Genomic DNA, 22442 nt, shown 5'->3' with positions numbered 1-22442 from the left:
GGGGACAGCAAAGTTACTGTATCCTTTTTCATGGACATAGATCTTTGCGTAAATGGTACACCGCACCATTTACGTCCCCCATTGCGGGGACAGCAAAGTTACTGTATCCTTTTTCATGGACATAGATCTTTGCGTAAATGGTACACCGCACCATTTACGTCCCCCATTGCGGGGACAGCAAAGTTACTGTATCCTTTTTCATGGACATAGATCTTTGCGTAAATGGTACACCGTACCATTTACGTCCACCAATGCTGGGACTGAAACGTTTAGACGTAGAACCTTTCTTAGAATCACTTTTCTCCGCTTTAGAATTACTACCCCACTGCAGGGGCATGCAAAAAGAACCACTTGGCATATTGCTAGGTGGTTCTTTTTTGTTATGGATTAACTATCGGGGAAAATATAATTTGCTTTCAATGAAATGATATATACTATGTGTATCAGATCGAGTGATACGAATGTAAGGAGATGTGTGAGTGGTATGGCTCGATGTGGTATGTATAATGTGTTATGAAATGTTTTGAGAAAAAGGAGAATGTTATGAACGCAAAATGTCCGGTTTGTGAATCCTGTGAGTATGTAACTTTGGTGAATACCTTTTCTAAATTAGGGACTGCAGTTGGTGGTGTAGGTGGTGTTGTAGGTACGACGGTTGGTGCTGGTGAAGGTGCGTCTGCTGGTGCGGCATTCGGTGCCACTATAGGTTCTGCTGTGCCGCTGGTTGGAACGGCGGTTGGCGCAGGTATAGGCTCTATATGTGGAGCGATTTTAGGTGCTTTAGGTGCTGCTGCGGCAGGCCATGTTGCAGGGGAGATTGTAGACAAACGCTTAGGCAAGTATAAATGTGAAAAATGCGGTACTGAGTTCGAGTCTAATTTGTAAAATCTGGATGTATCTAAGCCCTAGAGTAGATACGGCTAGGGATTTGGTGTATACTGTAGGTATATCGTATGTGAGATAAAGGAGGAGATGTTATGAACGGAATTGTGCAACCCGATAAAGAGGCGGAAAAAGCATTTCGAAAGATGTTGAAGGATAGTGTCAAAAAAGATGGTGGCAAAACGGATCCTTATGTGGATGCTACGTATAAGAGACTGGATGATCTATTTAAAGATACTGACTCCATATTAGAGAAAATGAATAACGATATGCTGAAGACATATTGATGCTGTATCTTAGGGAAAAAGCAAAACCCCCATGGAGGAAACCGTGGGGGTTAATTTTCTAATGTTCATAGTAGCGATTATCACCTTGTATGTAATGCTACGACGTAAGTAGTATTCTTATAAAAGAAACCGTGCCTAATGTAAAGAGAAGTATCTCATCACGTTAGGCACAAAAGTCAAATTTTTGATGAGCCTAACGCGCCACACGTTTTGCTCTTCTTTGTATATAGGATAGCATATTTTTTAAAAAAGGTAAATAAACTAAATATAGTAATAATCAACCAAAGGTGAAATACTCTTGATAGTAAGGGCAGATTCTTTTGGATTCATAATGAGCATTAGTAGCCTCTTTACGAGTATATTGGGTATAGTGACCACCAAAACTAAGGTAATTGAAGCTGCCTACAAGCATATATTTCTTGTCAAAAATAGCAACTTTTGTATGTACATTACCTTCTTGAATATATAGATTTTTATATAAGGGATGTAGCTCACTATATAATTCTGTCATCGTATTGCGAGCTTCTAATAAATCTTTGTTATCGTCTTTATTATATCTTATTCCATATAGAATCTTCACCTTTACTCCGCGATTTAAGGCATCTATTAAGAGGCTTTTTAAAGTATCTTGGAAAATGACAGTATCTGAAATAATGTATTTTTTGATGAAAGGTACAGCGATAGCAATTTCGGTTGAGGCATTTTTAATTCCTGCTTCAAAAGCAGATCGTATTTTTTCATCAAAATAAACCACGGTGTTATCTCCGCCAAAAAAAGCTTTCATAGATTCTTCTTGTTCTTTTTGTTTCATTAATTCCAAATCGCTTGCTTCGAAGGTATTCCAGGTTTTAGCTTGGCATTGAGGGCAAGGATATTTTTTATTTAGCCATTCCACAACTTCTTTACCGTAAGCAAGTAGACCTATCCCACCAAAGCAAATAGCAATACAAATAGCCATGGCAAAACCTGTACCAGCAAAAAGGAAACCTACCCATGCTTTATATCCTAAGAATACAGTTGTAGCTCCTAAAATTTTAGCAAATAATTCTTTTGTAACTTTTGTGGTATAACCGCAATTATCACAACGAATAAAGAGTTCTCTCTTGTTTTTAAAAAAATTTAGCATAACTGTGCCTCCTAGATATTAGACTATAATCTGTTAATTATAGATTTTTAATTGCCTTTATTCTAGCATAAAAGCTAACTTATGAGAATATGGTATTATATGTAATTAGAGATCCTACTACCAATTAATAAAGTCATATGATAATCTGTAATTTATATGCTAATTCAAGGAGTAGTGTAGGACATGGTAAAGTATATGGAGATAACTACTAAAAAGTGGAAAGATTTTACTATACTAGTGTGAGAGTGTGATAGCACGATATAATAGTGGTATTGAGACTTAATTGAAAAGGAAAACTAATGAAAGACAAACGAACGTTAACATATACAATTGAAAATACAACAGCAACGACGCTAGGGGAATGGTTAGATATCCATCAATTCCCTCGGAAAACGATGAAGGACCTTTTCGGGGCGAAGGATGTCCGATTAGATGGGCAACTGTGTACGGCGAAATCGGAACTTTCAGAGGGGATGGTATTAGAAATTATCCCTCTAAAAGAGCGTATCGACCACGACCCAATAGAAATGCCCTTAACAATAGCCTATGAAGACGAAGACATTCTTATCGTAGATAAACCATCGGGAATTACGATGAACTCGAAAAATCAAGTATCCTTAGCGAATGGAGTAGCTCACTATTTTAAAACTCATAAAATCTATGGAAAAGTACGATTTTTAAATCGTTTAGATCGTGACACATCGGGATTGGTAGTAGTCGCCAAGCATGGTTTGGCACAGCACTTTTACCAAATGCAGATGGACGACAATCGGTTAGAAAAATGGTACCGAGCAACGGTGCATGGGCGATTGGCACAAGCTCATGAGGTGCTAGAACTACCCATTCGTAAAAGTGCAGATGGAATCCATCAAGAGGTACACCCAGAGGGTGTGATGACGAAAACGGAATATGAAGTACTGCACTATGATGCGACACAAGATACAACAGATCTGCGCATTCGCTTGTGGACAGGCAAGACCCATCAAATTCGAGTGACTATGGCACATATAGGACATCCGTTGGTACATGACCCGTTGTATGCTGATGAGGGAGTGTTGGAATCCCAGCAGAGTGCATGGGGAATCGATGAGGCACAATGTCACAAAGGCTTACAGCAAGAGGTAATAAATACGGCAGAAGGACAGATAGACGACATAGACAAGACTTTTGCTCTTAGAGCCTATCGTTTAGTGTGCTACCATATGCGAACAGGGGTGCAAATAGTAGTAGAACTATAACAACGGTGCATTGTTATAGTTATAGTGATAGGTACTATCCTAGATTTTCCTTTTAAATTAAAAAAAGCTGTAGTTATTATCCTAGATAGTATATGATGAAATCACAAAGGATAATACAGTCAAACTATTCAAGTACATCCGAGGAGTATTGCAAGAGAAGTACATTGAACAAGTAGGGCAAGGCAGAGCGGTTCAGTATAAAGTTCGTGGATAAATTTTGGCTAGAGTAATATAATTTTTACCAAATACTAAATAGGATATAAAAAACGCGAAAAAGCACGAAAACTAAAATTGTATTCGAAATCGCGTTTTTTGTGTTCGCAAATATTAGAATCGCATGTAAAAATGTATTTTTTAGACCAAAAAATTATGAAATCGTGCTTTTTTTGCTCTTTTCTGCTATACTTGACAGGAGGTGAGTATCATGAGAGAAACCATAGATTTAGAATATAAGCAAGAAGTTGGCAAGAATAAAACTTTTTTAAAAACGGTGAGTGCTTTTGCTAATTATGGGACAGGTCAAATTATATTTGGGGTCACTGATGAAGGCGTATATAAAGGTATAGTAAACCCTAGACAAGCTTGTTTAGATATAGAAAATACAATTAATGATTCTATCGAACCGCAACCAGAGTATACATTACAAATTGATGAACATACGAATATAATTATTCTTACCGTATATAAAGGTGAAGACACGCCGTATATATATAAAGGGAAAGCATATCGAAGACATGATAGTGCCACAATTCCAGTGGATCGAGTTGCGTTTAGACGATTGTGTATGGAAGGGGCAAATACTACTTTTGATGCTTTATCTAGCCAAGAACAAAATTTAGAATTTTCTATTCTTGAAAGATACTGCCAAGAAGAAATGGGTATTTCTGCACTTTCAGAGGATTTACTAATTACCTTAGATCTATATAACCGTAAGGATGGATTTACGAATGCAGGGGCGCTATTGGCCGATGTGAATCAATTTACAGGGATTGATATAGCTAGGTTCGGAGAAACGGAAAACATCATTTTGAATCGATACCAGTATGAACATGAATCCATTTTAAAGCAACATCAAGAAGCTTTGAAGATATTTGAACAATATTATGAGTATGAAGAGATTCAAGGTTTTTACCGTAAGCGTATTGAACGGATTCCCAAGGTTGCCTTTCGTGAGGCTGTAGCTAATGCATTGGTACATCGTGATTGGGATAGTCAACGGCACATTCAAATTTCCATGTATGATGAGTATATTCGCATCGTGTCACCAGGTGCGTTGCCACCAGGATTGACGGAAAAGGACTATTTGGAAGCTAGTATATCAGAACTAAAAAATCCTATTGTGGGGGATGTATTTTTTAGGTTAAATTTAATTGAACGTTATGGAACGGGTATACAAAGGATTATTCGTTCTTATCATACAAGCAAATCTAAGCCGAGCTTTACGATTACAGCTAACTCCATAGAGATTATTTTGCCTGTGCTACGTCAGTCTTTAGAAGGAGTAAGCGAGACTGCGTTAGAGATATATGATTGGATTACAAAAGGGTATAGTACGACTAAGACCTTAGTTGAAATCACAACATATAGTAAATCAAAAGTATTAAAGCATATTCGTGAATTATTGAAAGAGAAGTATATTGAACAAGTAGGTCAAGGCAGATCGGTGCAGTATAAAGTTCGTGGATAAATGGTGGCTAGTCTAATCTAACCTAACCTAATCCCTTCTAAACTAATTCTTCCCAATATAATAAACGATAAAAACACGAAAAAGCACGAAAACTAAAATCGTATTCGAAATCGCGTTTTTTTGTGTACGCAAATTTTAGAATCGTGCTTTTGGCGTCATATATTAGACTTTATATCATATTTAGTTTCGATGTATGATATAAGAACCTGTCGATCTGCTGTTGTACGAGGTACACTTACTACCATTGTGTACTTGTTTATAGGAGATACTGGTATAGATTGGCAAGATCACTAGTGTATAAGCGATAGTAGTGTTGCTGTTCTAGAGTGTAATTGTACTGACGTTGTAGAGCTCCTTAGACAAGGGCAGTACTGTTGTAGAGTTATTTAGATAAAAGTGGCACTAATCACGGAGTATGACAAGTGATGCAAACCCAGTTGTTTTCTGTGGTAGTAGATAGATTGATAAATCCAACGGCTAAGGCCGCCTCGATGAGTGCTTGTTCTTCTCCCTCTTGGACCCCGCTCATGATGAATACTCCATTCGGTTCTAAGCAACGATAGGCATCGTCTAATAAACGCAACAAGATAGGCGTAATAATATTAGCGACAATGAGAGAGGCCGAGTCCTGGATGCCTTCTAATAGATTATTCGCTTTCACTTGCACCACGGACTCTAATTGATTTAGCTGTACGTGGTGTTGTGCATTAGCCGTGGCGCTTTCATCAAGGTCGAAAGCTGTGACAGAACGAGCGCCGAGAGCGCCTGCGGATAGAGCGATGATCCCAGACCCCGTCCCTACGTCAAAGACGGTACTGTTAGGAGTGAGATGTTGCGCCATTGCTTGGATGGCTAAGCGTGTGGTAGGATGATCGCCAGTGCCAAAGGCGATGCCTGGTTCGATGCGGATCACACGTTCATCATCGCGAGGACTATACTCCGCCCAATCGGGAATAATCGTCAAATGCTCCGTCATCGGAATAGGGGGATATTGCGTTTTCCAATCGTCCCAGCCCGATTCGTCAGCCATGTGGATGGACAGCACAAGGGGACCGAAATCCATGGTGAAAGTACTTTGTAATTGCTGAATCTCACTTTTGATGAGAGTTTCTAACTGGTCAATCTCATATAGGCCGGGGTCTATATAGGCTTTCACAATGACGTCCGATGAATCGTAGAGCTCCTCACGGCCTGGTTTGATAATTCCGAATCCATCATCGATCAATTGATCAAACTCATAAGGGTCCTCTGTATAAACTCCTTCAGTGCCTAATGCGAGTAATGTATCTGTAATGAGTTCAGACGCCTCGTGCGTCGTAATGAGTGTAATTTCAAGCCAAGACATGTTGGTACCTCGTAAATATAATATATATAGTGTAACTATAACATAACGTAAGTATAAGCGGTTATATTACTAGTATAGTATCACATCCGAAAGAACTTAGCCAAGTTGTGGAGGGGCTATTATGACTGTAAGTTCATAGTTGGGGCTCTATGGGGGTAACACCATAGATATAGGCTAAGGATGGCTAGGATAATTGTTTCTTGTAGGAACTCGGAAAATATAGTACCATATAATATAAAGAGAATACTTTCATTTGCAAAAATAGCGATTTTTTCCATTGAAGAAAATTTCGTTTGCAAAAATGGTAGATATTTCTATTGAAAGTATAATAAATGGTGACTTGCTTTCAGCGGAATAATACCCATATAGTGTGTAAAATTGAGGCCCTTATGAAATATGAATCTTTGTATAAATTATATAGAAAATCTGAAGAAGATTGGAACGCGAGATACGAAGAGCGATTTAATAATGAATTTACTGTTCATTTACCAATTGAAATTAAAGAGTATAATAGAAAGCAATCCTTTCCAGCATTTTTTTGTTATGCCCCTGAAATGATGAGTTTAGTGTTAAGCATTTACAAGGAAGCAGCAGAGTTTGTAAAAGAACTCAAACTATTACCAACCGTATTATTGAGTCATCTTATGAATAGTTTTTTAGTAGATGAGATACAATCCAGTAATGATATCGAGGGGGTCCGCAGTAGTCGGCGCGAAATCAAAGATTCTTTAGAACAGTTTGATAGTAGTCGACCTTTACGCTTTCACAGTATTATTGAAAAGTACAAGCAAGTATTGGATGTCACGAATGACGACGTATCTATAGATACCTGCGAAGAGTTGCGTACCTTTTATGATTCATTTTTATGGTCGGAGATTGATGAAAAAGATCATCCCGATGGACGATTGTTCCGGGCAGATAGTGTAGATATAAAGACAGGAACCGATAAGATTATTCATCAAGGATTGTTTCCAGAGTCGGCTATCATTGATACGATGACAGAAGCCCTTCGCATACTCAATGACAAGACGATTGAGGTACCAATTCGTGTCGCTATTTATCATTACTTGTTTGGATATATTCATCCTTTTTATGATGGGAATGGGCGCACATCTAGGATTATTTCCTCGCAGTATATTTCACGAGAATACCATCCGCTGATAGGTCTAAGACTTTCTAAGGTAATAAAAGATAATCAGAAGAAATATTATGATGCATTTATCATTACTAATTCAGAATATAATCGTGGAGATTTGACATATTTCATCATTGAATTTTTAACTCTTTTAGAAAAGACGGTAAAAAATGCAAAAGAGTTATTAGTAACGAGAGTGAAGCGTTTACGTGAAGCAGAAAAGAAGTTAGAAAGATTTATAGAAAAGAACCAAATTACAGATCAAGTGATACAAGATATTTATTTTGTAGCATTACAAGCGAGTATGTTTTCTCTCTTTTCAGGTGCTACGAAGGATGAAATTGTAGCAGCGATTGGTAAGAGTAAACGAACTCTAGATACTAAGTTAAAAGAAATACCATCTGAACATTTAGTAGTTACCAAGGTGGGAAAAGTACTACATTTTAAACTTAATGTAAACATACTCAAGTCATATTAACGCACAGAAATTCATACTAGTAGTGATATAAGAAAAGGATAGCCGAGTCAACCTCAGCTATCCTTTTTAGCACTCATATATTATTTTTTCTTAAGTTTGTACGCAATGTACAAGGCGCCAATCCACACTGGAATGATGTAGATGGATGTGCGCATGGAATCCATTGTTAACATAACGCCTACTGCCATAGCGATGAAGGCAAAGCAGAAGTAGTTTGTGAACGGATACAAGATGGATTTAAATTTCAATTCATCAAGGCGACCTTCACGAGCAAAGCGTTTGCGGAATTTAAGGTGTGTCACTGGAATGATGAACCATGCAATAATCAACCCTGCTACGATGATGGCCAACAATTGCAAGAACACATCGCTAGCACTTGGGAAGATGTATGTTAAGAATACAACGATCAAGGCTAAGGCAGCACAGAACAAGGTAGCAATCAATGGCACCCCTGTAGCGGTTAAGTTCTTGAAGATTTTTGGTGCATCACCAGACAATGCCATGCTGTGCAAAATACGAGAATTACTGTATAGCAAGCTATTGTATACGGATAAGGCAGCCACAACAACAACGAAGTTTAAAATATGCGCTGCTGCTGGAATGCCGATGTTCGTAAAGATTTGAACGAATGGACTTGCATGAGTACCTAATTCGTTCCATGGAGATAAGGCCATGATGACAGTCATTGTGCCTACATAGAAGATGAGGATACGAGCTAATAACTCGTTAATCGCTTTTGGTAACGTTTTTTCCGGATTTTCTGCTTCACCCGCAGTGATACCAATCAATTCCACCCCGCCAAAGGAGAACATAACCACAGCGATAGAGGCGATGAAACCATAGGCACCATTCGGGAACAATCCACCGTGAATCCAAAGGTTGGAGAAGTTTTGTGGGAATGTGCCCATATCTCCGAAGAAGATGAGGAAGATACCGAAAGCGATCATAGCGATGATAGCCACCACTTTAATGAGTGATGCAAAAAATTCCACTTCCCCATAGGCACGTACATTAATGAGATTAATCACAGTGACCAATGTAATACAAGCCAGTGTAGTGATCCAATGCGGAATGCCTGGTAACCAGAAATCGAGGTACACGGATATCGCAGCAAGCTCTGCCATGCTGGCAAGCATGTACACGATCCAATAGTTCCAGCCAGATAAATAGCCTGCAAAGGAAGACCAATATTTATTAGCAAAATAGGTAAAGGAGCCAGACACAGGTTCACGAACTGACATTTCCCCTAACATACGCATTAAAAAGAAAATAAAGATACCAGTTAATAAATAAGAGAATATAACACCTGGTCCTACTAATTGAATGGTTGGGGCTGATCCGTAGAAGAGTCCCGTCCCTACAGAAGCTCCTAAGGCAATCATCTGCATATGACGGCTTTTTAGACCTCGATGCAATGATGTCTTTGATTCATTGTCTTTCATACTATATAACTCCCTTCCCATGTATACTCTGAAATGACATATATCTATTAGAATACCACAAACTATAGAATTTACCTAGTAAAATTTTAGTGTAGTAGAGAAGTAATGAGGGATTAGTGAACACATGTAAACCTTTTATAAAGGTGGAAATTATCATATATTTTCACATGGTAGGCTTAACGTTCATGTATTCATGGCACTTTCATAATATATCTTGCTGAAGTATGCGTAATTTGCATATATGAATTTTGCTTTACTCAAAGGAATTTGCGGACAGATGTAGAATTACTAACAATATATCAACTATGTTCGGATCTATAAGGAGGACGATGTTCATGAAAGAATATACTAGTGATTTGATCAGAAATGTGGCGGTGGTTTCCCATGACGGGGCGGGTAAAACGGCATTAGTAGAAGCATTGTTATTGTCTTGTGGCGCTATTGATGCGGTAGGAAAAGGACAAGATAACAAACACATCATGGACTTCGAGCCAGAAGAAATCAAACGAAATGTAACCATCCAGTTGGGGATGGCTCCTTGTGAATGGAAAGGTCATAAAATCAACTTTATCGACACACCGGGCTATTCTGAGTTCCACGGGGAAGTGCGCTCTGCTTTGCGTGCCGCCGACGGTATGCTGATGGTATTATCTGCTGGTACTGGCGTAGAAATCGATACCATCCGTGCCTGGGAATATGGCGTAGAGTTGCAAATGCCTCGCATGGCTTTCATCAATAAAATGGATGTTGAAAAAGCAGACTTCTTTGGTACCTTGGAAAAAATGCGTGAATTATTCGGGAAAGCGATTATGCCATTGCAAATCCCAATCGGCGAAGGACCTGCTTTCAGAGGCGTCGTAGACGTAGCAAAACGTACTGCCTATGTGTATGAAAAGGGCAAAATGACAGAAGTAGACGTGCCACCAGAATTGTCGGATAAAGTAGAAGAAATCCGTGAAATGACTGTAGAAGCGGCTGCGGAAGGTAATGATACCTTATTAGAAAAATATTTAGATGGACAAGAATTAACCTTAGAAGAAATTCGTCAAGGCTTACGGGAAGGTATGTTGACAGGTCGTGTGTGTCCTGTCATGTGTGGTACTGCCTTGGGTCGCATCGGTATGGACCAAGTGCTAGACCGTATGATTCGCTATATGCCAGATGCAACGAAAAAGGTAATGACCGCTATTGGCGTGGACTCTCAAGAGGAACATATCGTTGTGGCAGATAAACCGTTCACAGGTTTTGTATTTAAAACAATTTTAGACCCATTTGCAGGTAAACAAAGTTTTGTGCGTGTGTTCTCTGGTGAACTGAAAGTGGGCGACAAACTATACAATGTGACTCGTGATGCAGAAGAAAAATGGGGCAAAATGGTGACCTTGATTGGTAAACAACAAGTACCAGTAGAAGTGGCGAAAGCCGGCGATATCGTGGTTATCCCTAAATTGGCAGAAACGAAAACAGGGGATACCTTCGGTACATCTGCTTTTAAAGTACAATATGCACCCATCCGATTCCCACAACCGTTGTATCGTATTGCCATGGTACCTGAGAAAAAAGGGGAAGAAGAAAAATTGGCCAATGCATTAGCACGTATTTCCGAAGAGGACCCTACTTGCGAAGTGGTGAAAGATGTAGAAGGCCGTCAAATGCAAGTGCGTTGTATGGGGGATGTGCATTTAGAGCATATCTTGCAAAAAATGGAACGCAAATATGGGGTGCGTGCCAAATTAGAAACACCGTACATTCCATACCGTGAAACCATCCGTGGTACAGTGGAAGTAGAAGGTAAACATAAAAAGCAAAGTGGTGGTCATGGTCAATATGGTCATGTAAAATTGGGCATTGCTCCGCTATATGAAGGGGAGTTCGAGTTTATCGATAAAATTTTCGGTGGCGCAGTTCCTCGTCAGTATATTCCGGCTGTAGAAAAAGGCGTTCGTGAAACATTGGAAAAAGGACTTCTTGCGGGCTATCCAATGATCGGCATCCAAGTGACATTGTTAGATGGTTCCTATCATACCGTGGACTCCTCGGAATTGGCGTTCAAAATGGCGGCAGCCCAAGCCTTGAAAAAAGGTGTGCCAGATGCAAAACCAATTTTGTTAGAACCTGTATATAATGTGAATGTCATTGGACCAGAAGAATTTATGGGCGATATCATGGGTGACTTGAATAGCCGTCGCGGTCGCGTACTCGGCATGGACCAAGGGGCACGAGAAGGTATCACAGTGGTGAAAGCCCAAGTTCCATTGGTAGAAATGTTAGATTATGTAACCGTATTGCGCTCCATGACACAAGGACAAGGCGTGTTTAATATGGAATTTAGCGGTTATGAAGAAGTACCACATAAACAAGCAGAAACAATCATTGCGGGATTTGCGGGGCACGAAGAGTCGTAACTTGTTTCGCTATGTAGCCTGTGGCGTTCTTAACTGAATAGGGCAAAGGGAAGAGCACGACACATTCCTCCGCAAACTGATACAGTGGTTAGGTTTGCTCCGGAACATGTCGTGCTCTTCTTGAGTTTGTGTAATTTAGTTAGTAAGGGAACGCCACAAGGCTACTACGCATAATGGCGTTCCTCAGGGGGAGGATAACGTTTGTTCGGGATACATCTTCTTCTAAAAACGAAGGTCTTCTAATATAAAGTGTGGGAGAAACTTCGTAAGAACCAATATTATAAATTATAGTGATAAATAGGTAAATCTATGTCTAAAATAAATGTTGAAGGTTCTGAAACTAGTATTATAGCGATAAATAATAGGGATTATATTTCTTTAACAGATATGATTAGAAATATAGAAAATGGATCTGCATTAATTGAAAAATGGCTTAGAAATAAAAATACCATAGAATTTTTAGGTATTTGGGAAGAGATGTATAACACTAACTTTAATTCCCTCGAATTCGAGGTAATTAAAAATGAAGCGGGATTTAATCGTTTTATATTATCGGTTAAACAATGGGTAGAAAAAACAAATTCTATTGGTATTGTTGCAAGGGCGGGAAGATATGGTGGAACTTATGCACATAAAGATATAGCATTTGAGTTTGCATCGTGGGTATCTCCATACTTCAAATTATATTTGATTAAAGAGTTTGAACGTCTAAAAGAAGAAGAGCAAAAAAAGTTAGGTTGGGATATCAAAAGGAATTTGGCAAAAATCAATTACAGAATTCACACAGATGCGATTAAGAACAAGCTTGTTCCAGATAAACTTTCATAGGAAAAAATTAATGCAATTTATGCAAATGAAGCGGATATTCTTAATGTTTCTTTATTTGGGATAACGGCGAAAGAGTGGCGTGATGAAAATCCTGGTTTCAAGGGTAATATTAGAGATTATGCAGATATATCTCAGTTGGTTTGCCTTTCTAATCTTGAGAATCTCAATGCAGTATTTATTAATGAAGGCATGAGTCAGTCTGAGCGATTGGAAAAATTAAATTCAATTGCTATTGAACAGATGAAGATATTATATGACAGTGAATTAATTAAAAAATTGAAATAGAGAATGAGAAAGTCTAATATATCATGTCATCATCAAAATTGTGTTTGACCTTATATGGCTATGCTAGTATAGTAAATGTAGATAGATACGATTCATGTGAGGGTGCTAGGGGAGGCACGGTTCGCATGGTGTGATGATAAAGGAGTCCGTTATGATATATCAAAGTATAGTTATTGATTATAAACAGTTTCATTATCCGAAGGCGGTGGAGCGAGCTCTTGAGTTTTTGAAAGCGCATGATTTCACGACTTTTGAAGGCGGCCGTTATCCGATTGAGGGCGATTTGATGTATGCTAATGTGGATATTGTGAACACTAAGGTTTATGAGGGGACGAAGATTGAAGGGCATAAGGATTACATGGATGTGCAATTTCTAGTGGCTGGGGAAGAGCAAATGGAGATTCTTATTCGTCAAACTTTTCCGGACATGGTCGAGGCTTATGACGACAAGGATTGTTATTTCTATGATCCTGCGCAAGGTGGCACTGTAAAAATCGATGTGCGCCCAGGGGATTATTGTATTTTTTATCCTGGGGAATTGCATCGCACCTTGATTGCACTAAATGAGGTGCAGGAAATTCGCAAGGTTGTTGTGAAAATCCATAAGAGTTTATTAACTGAGGAAGAAGCATGAATGCATATGTCATGAAAGGTATGTTACTAATTACATTAGGTGCCGTTCTGTGGGGCTTTTCGGGCATGTGCTCACAATTTGTGCAACAACAGCGGATGATGTCGGCGGAATGGGTAGTGGCCATGCGCCTTGTCATTGCTGGTGTGATTACGGTAGCGGTTGCCTTTTACCAAGGTCGGATCTCTATTTTTAAGGTCTTTTCTGATGGGAAAGACACACTGCGGTTGATGATATTTGGTGTTCTCGGTATGTGGATGTGCCAATACACCTACTTTAAAGCCATCGCCTACGCAGGGGCAGGGATTGCGACGGTTTTGCAATATGTAGGGCCAGCGCTTATTATTTTGTATATATCAATCACGCGATTAAAATTACCACGTATGGCAGAGTTAGGTAGCGTTGTACTAGCGACATTAGGAACGGCTATCATTGCTTTGCAAGGGGTGTGGGATATATCGGCGTTAGACGATACGCTCCTCTTTTGGGGGATTTTATCCGCCGTGGCGGTAGGCATTTACACATTGCAGCCAGTGCCTTTATTGAAAAAGTATGGTACGGCACCTATTGTGGGCTTTGGTATGCTTATTGGAGGGACCTTTGCGTGGATTGCCACACAACCAAGTTCCGAAGGGATTGTGTGGGATTGGTGGACCTATGGTGGGTTTTGGAGTATTATTATTTTTGGCACAGTGGTCTCCTTTAATGCATACTTAGAAGGGGTACGACGAGTAGGCGCCGTGACGGGGTCTATACTTTCATCCATAGAACCTATTTCGGCAGCGGTACTGGCATGGTTGTTGTTGGGCAATGAGTTCACACAGTGGGATATCATCGGCATGACACTTATCATCATTACTATTTTTATCTTGGCGTGGGATAAAGGGCGTGCTACAAAAGCGTAGTATAGTTGCATATAAGATAAGGCGATAGCATAAGGTTATATAGGGAGAGCACAAATTTAATGCTATAAGATATAGAGGAGCAAATCACGGATAGGGGATGCTCCTCTATTTTTGTATAGTAAAATCATGTATTAATGTTACTATCTTTTTTAATAAAAATTGGAGTGAAAGGGTTATAAAATATATATAATTTGCGAAATGAATAGTAGTTAAGTGTATATGACAATATATACATGGATGAGTGAATAGTGATGGCATTAGGAGATGAAAGTGTAGAATGATTATGTATAAAGTTTTCATAGTGATGATTATGAATGGTTGACCGAATCCATAAATCATGGTAGAACTAGTAAATATAGAATATGGTAACACTTAAAAGATTCATTTATTGAAGTGACATCATACTATAAGGACAAGTGGTAGAAGGACTGTATGGAATTGATGGTGAGACATATATATTGATAGGTATAGCTATAGTTTGGTTCCTTAATGTTAGGGGTAGGAGGTACAGGATGGCACGAACAGTTGGTATTATTGGATTAGGATTGCTAGGGGCATCCTTGGCAAAAGCATTGCGAGCATACACAACATATGAGGTTATCGGGTATGCACGACGTCAGGAAATTTGTGACCTTGCCTTGGCAGACGGTTGTGTATCGCAGGCTTTCACAGCGGTGGAACCTGTTATCATGGGTGCGGATATTGTGGTCTTTGCCTTACCGCCACAAACGAATAGCGAACTCTTTGTGAAAGTAGCCTCATTGCTCCGACCAGGGCAAGTGGTGACCGATGTGTCCAGTGCGAAAGATGAATTTGCTCATGCTGTGTATGCACATATTCCTAAGGGCGTACACTTCGTATCTGTACATCCTATGGCAGGTTCTGAAAAAGGGGGCTATGAAGAAGCCCATAAAGACTTATTTCAGAAAATGGGGTGGATTGTTTTAGAAGACGAGGAACAACCAGCCTACGATGCCACAGTGGCACAGGAACTCGCTGACATGGGCCGTGCCGTGGGGTCTCGTATCGAATACGTGGACATGAAGCGTCACGATGGATGCTTGGCCATGGTAAGCCATATGCCGCATGTGTTGGCATCCGTCATAATCACCGCCGTTGGTAACGATGAACTAGGGGATAAGCGCATGAGCTTGTCGGCGGGTGGCCTACGAGACAGCACCCGTACCGCCAGTGGGTTACCTAGTATGTGGCAGGAGATTATCTACGGAAATCGCCATAATGTGTTAGAGGCCATCCATAAGGTGGAACAGGAGTTAGAAACGGTGAAAGCCTTACTCCAAGCCGATGACAATGGGGATGGACTAGGACAGTATTTGGCGCGAGGCAAAGCGATTCGTGATCGCTTGCCAAGCTTGACCATAGAAAAGAAATAATATGCCTGAAAGTGCAACCATACTAGCTATCCATATTTTACATAGGCAGGGAAATAGTATGAGTTATGCATGCATTACCATAACAGGAAAGGCTTTCAACATAGGAGATAGGTAGAGCCTGTGATATAATAGCTATAGATGTTTGAAAGAAACATGGCATATCCATGGGAGAACTTTCAACATTGTGTTACAAATAGGGAACATGATAGAGATAGACATAAAAGACAAGCATAGAAAGGAGCGATAGTATGACAGACACAGCACAAAGTATAGTAGATCAAGTGTTAGAAGAAGTACAAAATACGTCAGGTGTAGGGGTAGACAATCCCTCGGAAGTGGCGAATCAAGCGTTGCAAGACACATTGGTAGCCAGTGTCATCCCTGAGGAGTATTGGCCTGAGATTGTATCTTGGGTATCCGAAACGGGTTTAGATACGGTCTATTTAGACAGCCGTGACCGTATAGGTGCTTGGTGGGCGGCCAAAGAAGTGTGCTCCATGGGATATACATTGAATTTTACCAAATGTGGTAAGGTGCCTAGTGAATGGTTCCCTGTGGGTGAACATTGGAAAGAAGCGGAAGTAGAGGCGCGCTATCGCTTGGTAGCAAGCTGGGAATCTTTAGTGGAGAACGGTGCCTTAGAGAAAGTTGAATTAGAATGAAAGTAACAAAAAGCGTATCTTTATCTGTAGGGGCACTGAGTGTCCCTATCTTTATAGAATTATTTTTGCAAATGTTATTGGGTAATGTGGACCAGTTCATGCTTAGTCATTATGCAGAAACGGCGGTAGCTGCCGTAGCTAATGCGAACCAGATTATCAATATGATACTCTTTTTACTCATCGTAATGAGTACAGCCACAACCATTTTAATCGCCCAATATTTAGGGGCGAAACGACCAGATAAAATTGATGAAGTATACACCATAAGTATTGTGTTTCATACATTGTTCAGTGTTGTTGCTGGTACAGTGGTGATACTCTTTCATGAAACGCTCTGCCAGTGGTTGGGTGTACCAACAGAGATTCTGCAAGAAACTAGCTTGTATATGAATATTGTAGCAGCTAGTATTCCTATCACTGGAATTTATACGACCTATGTGGCTGTGTTCCGTGGGCATTCCATGCCGCGCATTTCTATGTGGATTGCCCTCGTCATGAACGTGGTCCATATTATCTTGAACTACGCCTTCATCTATGGCTGGGGTCCTATCCCAAGCATGGGCGTCCTAGGTGTATCCTTATCGACAGTGATTAGCAAGGCATTAGGGCTAGGTATTATTATCTGGTGCCATCAGTCTTTGTTGACAGCCCGTATGAAAGTAGATTATCTGCGCCCATTCCGTTGGGAAACGCTACGACAATTGCTGTTTATTTCCGTACCATCCGGAGGGGAAACCTTGTCATACCAACTGTCACAAACAGTCATTATGAAAATGGTGAATCTCATGGGGCTCGTGGTGATTACAACAAAAGTGTATGTATATATCATCGCTACATTCTGCTATATGTACACCATCGCCTTGGCCAATGCAGCGCAAATCGTGGTAGGATTCCTCATGGGAGCTAAACGAGAAGAAGAAGTGTCCCGCCGTGTGTGGCTCACAACGGCAGCAGGCGTTTCCATTGGTGTGGGATTGAGTACCTTCTTTTATTTTGCCTGCGAACCAGTGATGCGCCTTGTGACGGATAATCAAGAAATTATAGATCTAGCGAAAGCTGTGCTGTTTATTGAAATCTTCTTGGAAATTGGACGTGGCGCCAATATCGTATTGGTACAATGTTTGCAAGCAGCGGGAGACATTCGGATTCCTATGTTTGTCGGCGTCTTTGGCATGTGGGCCTTTGCAGTGACCTTGTCCTATTACTTTGGTATCGTCCTTGGATGGGGATTAGTTGGCGTATGGGTAGCTATGGCTATCGATGAGATCATACGGGCGCTTATATTTGTGTGGCGGTGGCAGTCGAACAAATGGAGAGGTCGTTCGCTCATATCGGTTTAAATTCCTGTTTGTGGGAAGCCAGCATATGTCGCATAAAAACTGCCCTACGCGAAAGTTTTTAATACAACATATGCTGGCTTTTTGTTTTGAGGAATTTAAACCGCTCCGACCGGTGGGCGACCCAGGGGAGAAGAGTGTGATTTGAGCCCCCATGTATTCCGCAAAAACTGCCCTACGCGAAAGTTTTTGACGAAACACATGGGGGCTCCTTTGTGTTTATGGAGAGAAGGGAATTTAAACCGCTCCGACCGGTGGGCGACCTAGGGGAGAAGAGTGTGATTTTGAGCCCCTGTGTAGGCCCCGTAAACTACCCTACGCGAAAGTTTTTGACAGAACACATGGGGGCTCCTTTGTGTTTATCAGAGAGGGGAATTTAAACCTATCTGAGCGGGGTGGCGACCTAGGGAAGTGAGTTATACTATGCTCTTTAGTGTTGTAAATAGATTAAAACTCTGTGTTTAACATTGAGATATATTGTGCTTAATAATCTATTGAGTTTTTTCTCGCAATGTGATAGAATTTTCTTACAGATTAATCAGGAGTCCTTACGTGTGTATTCATGTGGGGGCTTTCTTTGTGTGGAGGTGCTTTTATGCTTAAAGAAATCAATTATTGTGATATACTTGATGAAATACTATATGATTCAGAAGAAGAGTTGATGATAGACGAACTGCGCATTCTTGAGGCAAGACATACATTACACCGCGAGCCGATATACGATCATGAAGAAGTTTGTAGGATGTTAGGTATTTAGTGTTTGCGGTTAAATTTTCAGAACATGCTATAAAGCAAATTAAAAAGTTAGACCCATCCATAGCAAGGATGATAAAACATTGGATAACTTCATAGACGTGAAGTATACAAAAACAAGTAACTCTCTCTCCGCTTATTTTCCCCGGTCTGTTTCAATTTTTATATCTTCATATCAAGCGCAATCCCTTGAGCCAACATATGTCTCCTAAAAACTTTCACGTAGGGCAGTTTTTAGGAGACATATGTTGGCTCTTAAATGCACAAGGTAGAAAATATAAAAATTGAAACTGACCGAAAAATACTTTATAATGGAATCAACTTGGCATGGTCTAGGGCTATGCTTTTTTTGTATTCTTATGATGGGTTTCACATAGGAGGACGTATGAGTTTATATGAAAGTACGTTGGCACGGATTGTGCCACGGAATAAAGAGATTGAACGCGCAATTGGGGAACAGTGGAGTAAAGGGACTCCATATGGTTCGTATGGTAAGTTAGCGACGATGGTAGAGCATTATGCGGCGGCGACGAATCAAGTAAATCCAGCGGCTCCTAAGCCTTGTATGATCATCGCCTCTGGTGACCACGGTGTGGCAAAAATCGGTGTTAGCGCCTACCCACAAGAGGTAACGGTGCATATGACCATGAACTATTTGATTCCTAAAGGAGCGGCAGCTAATGCGCTAGCAAATTATTGTGGTGCTCAAATTGAGGTGATCGATGTAGGGGTGGCGGCAGATATGTCCGCTGTGCCAGGCTTACACCATCGCAAGGTAATGCCGAATGGTACGAACAACATGCTAGAAGAACCAGCTATGCCGATGGATAAAGCCATCGAGGCCGTGGAGGTAGGCATTGCTTTTGTAGAAGAAAAGGTAAAAGAAGGCTTTAACACCTTCTTAGTGGGCGAAATGGGCATTGGTAACACTACGTCCAGTGCGGTGATTACAGCGAAGTTCTCCGGACTTTCAGCGGATGAAGCAACGGGACGAGGCACGAATATTTCAGACGAACGATTGAAAGTGAAACAAAAGGTCGTTTACGATGCGCTTGTGAAATATGCGGATATTCCAGCCACGGACGGATTGGGCATTTTGTCTGCTGTAGGGGGATTGGAATTTGCTTGCCTAGTAGGGGTTATTCTAGGAGCGGCGGCGAACCATGCGTTGGTAGTTATTGATGGATTCAATACTACCGCTTGTGCTTTGATTGCGCACGCCATGAACCCGCATACTATGGATTACGTGATGGCATCCCATTTGTCTGCTGAAAAAGCTCACAAAGATGCGCTGAAAACATTGGACCTCGAAGCCTATGTAGACCTTGGATTCTGCTTGGGTGAGGCCACAGGCGGATCTATGCAAATGCAAATGTTGAACTTAGCTGTGGACATGTTCCACGAAGTTGCAGGAGGTGAGCACCATGCGTAATTTTGTCATCGAACCATTGCACAAACCGTCCATGGAGGAATGCCGTTTGCGCATCGATAACCTAACAAAACCATTGTATTCCTTGGCACGTCTAGAGGGGATTACAGAACGTATGGCAGGGATTCTGAAAGAGGAAAAACCTAACAATCTTCGTCATGCTGTTGTTATTGTAGGAGCTGATATCGCTGTAGATGGACCACAAAACCAAACCCATGGTGTGGAAAGTTTGAAAGCCATGGAACGATTAGCATCGGGACATTCTGCTACCCACGGAGCAGCGAAGAAAATTGGTGCAGATGTATTCTTAGTGGACGCAGGCTTAGAATTAGATACGAGCCATATTGAAGGGGTACTCCAGCATAAATTAGCGAAAGGGTCTAAGTTCTTCCGCATGCATGCGGCGTTGACACCTGACATCGTAGAACAAGGCTTAGAAGTGGGCTTTGCCTTAGCGGATGAATTAAGTGAAATGGGTTACCAAACCATCGGTATCGGTACTGTCGGTGAAAGAAGCTTACTTTCAGCATTGGCGGTCACAGCAGGTATCACAGGCTATCCTATGGTAGAATTATTGACAGAGAATAATTGCACCTTGAGCATCCAAGAAAAGGCGAAACAGTTGACGGCGAGCTTAGCAGAACATCAATTACCGAGCCAAGACGGTGTACATGTGTTAGCCACCGTAGGATCTCCAGACGTGGTGGTATTAGCTGGACTTATTCTAGGGGCGGCAAGCCATCGCATGGCAGTTGTGTTCGACACGGCAGAAACAGGAGCGGCTGTATTAGCTGCAAAATGTATCAACGAAGCGGTCATGGATTACGTGTTCCCATCTGTCCATATGGGGGAACCAGTGCAGAAAGCGCAAATGAAATACTTAGGAATCAAGCCACATCTGTTCTACGGCTTTGAAATGGACGAAGCATTAGGCTCCACCATGGGATTATCTGTCCTTGATGCGGGCATGCATATGCTAAATGATATGAAAACATTCGGCGAGGCTAGTGTAAACGTAGCCGTTGATGGACCAGGATCTGAACGCCAAGACGGACGGTAGTTTTTGAGTACTTTCAAAAGGTATGTAGATATATAATTCGTATGTGGGGCTATATATGGAAAATGAAAAGCTATTAGTAGATGCCTTGGAGTTAATATATAAATTGGACGCAACAGTGGAACGATATAAAGGTCGAAATGAACACAGAGAGTTAGTGACTGATGATAGAATCATGGATGATATGGTAGAAGATGGAATTGCTTGCAAATTACACTTCATTGGTAAATATCTAAGTAGAACGTCAGAAGAGTTTAAAATGAAACATCAGGATGTACCTTGGAATCTGATTGCTGCAATTCCGTACCTTGTTTCCTATGAATACAAATTTGGTAAAAGACCCGTGTGGAATCTCTATTATGAAGAACTACCAGAAATTAAAGAACTTGTGATATCCATATTGAAAGAGGAATATGGTAGTGATAGTGAGTAGTCATAATCATTATGTCGTTCATACAGGGCGAAGAAAAAATGAAATAAGGGTGGAGTTTGTAATTTATTTGTGATATAATAACGGTAGCTAAAACAACAAGGATTATCAAGCATTGATAACACCAAAAAAGCACAGGGGGGCCGCCCTGTGCTTTTTCTTTGTCGTCTAAAAATAACGACTTTGGCTAGTCACTATTTCTTGTTACTATCTAGCCATTTGCAAATGTAGTAGCTAATTACATTTGCCATGATAGTAACAAACAACAAGATTAAATAATTAAGCAATGATAACACCTCCTTTCCGTCACGGATTGGGTGATAGTGACATGTTTATTATAGCAGATTTTTCTTTCATAAAATATATAAAAAACACAGAATGCAAATTCTGTGCTTTTTGTGATGTATAATATCATACAAATAACATGTCAAATATAACTTGCAATTTAAGGATAAAATATTTTTAAAAAATCTGTTGACAACTATCCAAATTTTTTGGTATCATAAATGAGCAGTCGCAAGAAAGAAAAACATGGATTGCATATATGCGGAAATAGCTCAGCGGTAGAGCACCGCCTTGCCAAGGCGGGGGTCGCGAGTTCGAATCTCGTTTTCCGCTCCAGTTTGTTCATTCCTCGATAGCTCAGCAGGTAGAGCAATCGGCTGTTAACCGATCGGTCGTAGGTTCGAGTCCTACTCGAGGAGCC

General features: G+C 40.6%; 18 protein-coding genes, 2 tRNA genes and 1 pseudogene. 18 read left to right on the top strand and 3 right to left on the bottom strand.

Annotation, left to right across the window (positions count from 1 at the left end):
- Positions 1-543: 543 nt before the first annotated feature.
- Both EO125_RS08845 and EO125_RS08840 read left to right on the top strand, forming a co-directional pair.
- Positions 544-885 (top strand): hypothetical protein, encoded by a 342-nt coding sequence (locus tag EO125_RS08845; protein ID WP_127148573.1) that lies wholly within the window; start codon positions 544-546, stop codon positions 883-885.
- A 92-nt stretch (positions 886-977) separates the two neighbouring features.
- Positions 978-1169 (top strand): hypothetical protein, encoded by a 192-nt coding sequence (locus tag EO125_RS08840; protein WP_127148572.1) that lies wholly within the window; start codon positions 978-980, stop codon positions 1167-1169.
- Between the two features lie 277 nt (positions 1170-1446).
- On the opposite strand, the gene EO125_RS08835 is transcribed toward EO125_RS08840, so the two are convergent.
- Positions 1447-2295, bottom strand: coding sequence for a phospholipase D-like domain-containing protein (locus EO125_RS08835; RefSeq protein WP_127148571.1), 849 nt, complete (start codon positions 2293-2295; stop codon positions 1447-1449).
- 299 nt (positions 2296-2594) lie between these two features.
- On the opposite strand from EO125_RS08835, the gene EO125_RS08830 reads away from it, so the two are divergent.
- A complete protein-coding gene (locus EO125_RS08830; protein ID WP_240630459.1) occupies positions 2595-3533 on the top strand; it encodes an RluA family pseudouridine synthase in 939 nt (312 codons plus the stop codon).
- Positions 3534-3957: 424 nt separating this feature from the next.
- The gene (locus tag EO125_RS08825) at positions 3958-5220 is read left to right on the top strand and encodes an RNA-binding domain-containing protein (RefSeq protein WP_127148570.1); all 1263 of its coding nucleotides are present in this window, start codon (positions 3958-3960) and stop codon (positions 5218-5220) included.
- Between the two features lie 406 nt (positions 5221-5626).
- Here the strand turns inward: EO125_RS08825 and prmA are convergent, their stop codons facing one another.
- Positions 5627-6565 (bottom strand): 50S ribosomal protein L11 methyltransferase, encoded by a 939-nt coding sequence (gene prmA / locus EO125_RS08820; protein WP_127148569.1) that lies wholly within the window; start codon positions 6563-6565, stop codon positions 5627-5629.
- A 389-nt stretch (positions 6566-6954) separates the two neighbouring features.
- Between prmA and EO125_RS08815 the strand changes: the two genes are divergently transcribed.
- Complete coding sequence (locus tag EO125_RS08815) at positions 6955-8178, top strand: Fic family protein (protein WP_164726498.1); 1224 nt, start codon at positions 6955-6957, stop codon at positions 8176-8178.
- A gap of 80 nt (positions 8179-8258) precedes the next feature.
- Here the strand turns inward: EO125_RS08815 and EO125_RS08810 are convergent, their stop codons facing one another.
- Positions 8259-9620: an amino acid permease gene (locus EO125_RS08810; RefSeq protein ID WP_127148567.1), complete on the bottom strand. Its 1362-nt coding sequence runs from the start codon at positions 9618-9620 to the stop codon at positions 8259-8261.
- Between the two features lie 335 nt (positions 9621-9955).
- On the opposite strand from EO125_RS08810, the gene fusA reads away from it, so the two are divergent.
- The 13 genes and pseudogenes from fusA to EO125_RS08750 all read left to right on the top strand — a co-directional run bounded on the left by fusA (position 9956) and on the right by EO125_RS08750 (position 22440).
- Complete coding sequence (gene fusA, locus EO125_RS08805) at positions 9956-12025, top strand: elongation factor G (protein ID WP_127148566.1); 2070 nt, start codon at positions 9956-9958, stop codon at positions 12023-12025.
- Positions 12026-12334: 309 nt separating this feature from the next.
- Positions 12335-13138 (top strand): annotated as a pseudogene (locus tag EO125_RS08800) (KilA-N domain-containing protein).
- Between the two features lie 151 nt (positions 13139-13289).
- A complete protein-coding gene (locus EO125_RS08795) occupies positions 13290-13772 on the top strand; it encodes a YhcH/YjgK/YiaL family protein (RefSeq protein WP_164726497.1) in 483 nt (160 codons plus the stop codon).
- A complete protein-coding gene (locus EO125_RS08790; protein WP_127148564.1) occupies positions 13769-14674 on the top strand; it encodes a DMT family transporter in 906 nt (301 codons plus the stop codon). The genes EO125_RS08795 and EO125_RS08790 overlap by 4 nt, the downstream gene beginning before the upstream one ends.
- 512 nt (positions 14675-15186) lie before the next feature.
- On the top strand, positions 15187-16068 hold the full coding sequence (locus EO125_RS08785; RefSeq protein WP_127148563.1) for a prephenate dehydrogenase/arogenate dehydrogenase family protein: 882 nt from the start codon (positions 15187-15189) through the stop codon (positions 16066-16068).
- A 248-nt stretch (positions 16069-16316) separates the two neighbouring features.
- Entirely contained in the window at positions 16317-16730 is a 414-nt protein-coding gene (locus EO125_RS08780) for a hypothetical protein (RefSeq protein ID WP_127148562.1), read from the top strand.
- Positions 16727-18070, top strand: a complete 1344-nt coding sequence (locus EO125_RS08775) for an MATE family efflux transporter (RefSeq protein WP_127148561.1) — start codon at positions 16727-16729, stop codon at positions 18068-18070. The genes EO125_RS08780 and EO125_RS08775 overlap by 4 nt, the downstream gene beginning before the upstream one ends.
- Before the next feature lie 592 nt (positions 18071-18662).
- On the top strand, positions 18663-18824 hold the full coding sequence (locus EO125_RS09890; RefSeq protein ID WP_164726496.1) for a hypothetical protein: 162 nt from the start codon (positions 18663-18665) through the stop codon (positions 18822-18824).
- A 381-nt stretch (positions 18825-19205) separates the two neighbouring features.
- Positions 19206-20252, top strand: a complete 1047-nt coding sequence (gene cobT / locus EO125_RS08770; RefSeq protein ID WP_127148560.1) for a nicotinate-nucleotide--dimethylbenzimidazole phosphoribosyltransferase — start codon at positions 19206-19208, stop codon at positions 20250-20252.
- Complete coding sequence (locus EO125_RS08765) at positions 20245-21309, top strand: nicotinate-nucleotide--dimethylbenzimidazole phosphoribosyltransferase (protein ID WP_127148559.1); 1065 nt, start codon at positions 20245-20247, stop codon at positions 21307-21309. Before cobT ends, EO125_RS08765 begins: the two co-directional genes overlap by 8 nt.
- Before the next feature lie 55 nt (positions 21310-21364).
- On the top strand, positions 21365-21739 hold the full coding sequence (locus EO125_RS08760; protein ID WP_127148558.1) for a hypothetical protein: 375 nt from the start codon (positions 21365-21367) through the stop codon (positions 21737-21739).
- Positions 21740-22282: 543 nt separating this feature from the next.
- Positions 22283-22357: transfer RNA gene (locus EO125_RS08755), tRNA-Gly, on the top strand.
- 10 nt (positions 22358-22367) lie between these two features.
- Positions 22368-22440, top strand: a tRNA-Asn gene (locus tag EO125_RS08750).
- The last annotated feature ends 2 nt before the right edge of the window (positions 22441-22442 follow it).

It is taken from the genome of Veillonella sp. VA139 (assembly GCF_003992005.1).
Lineage (GTDB): Bacteria > Bacillota > Negativicutes > Veillonellales > Veillonellaceae > F0422.
Note: the sequence above shows the minus strand (reverse complement) of the source record. Positions and strands in the feature narration are given on the sequence as shown.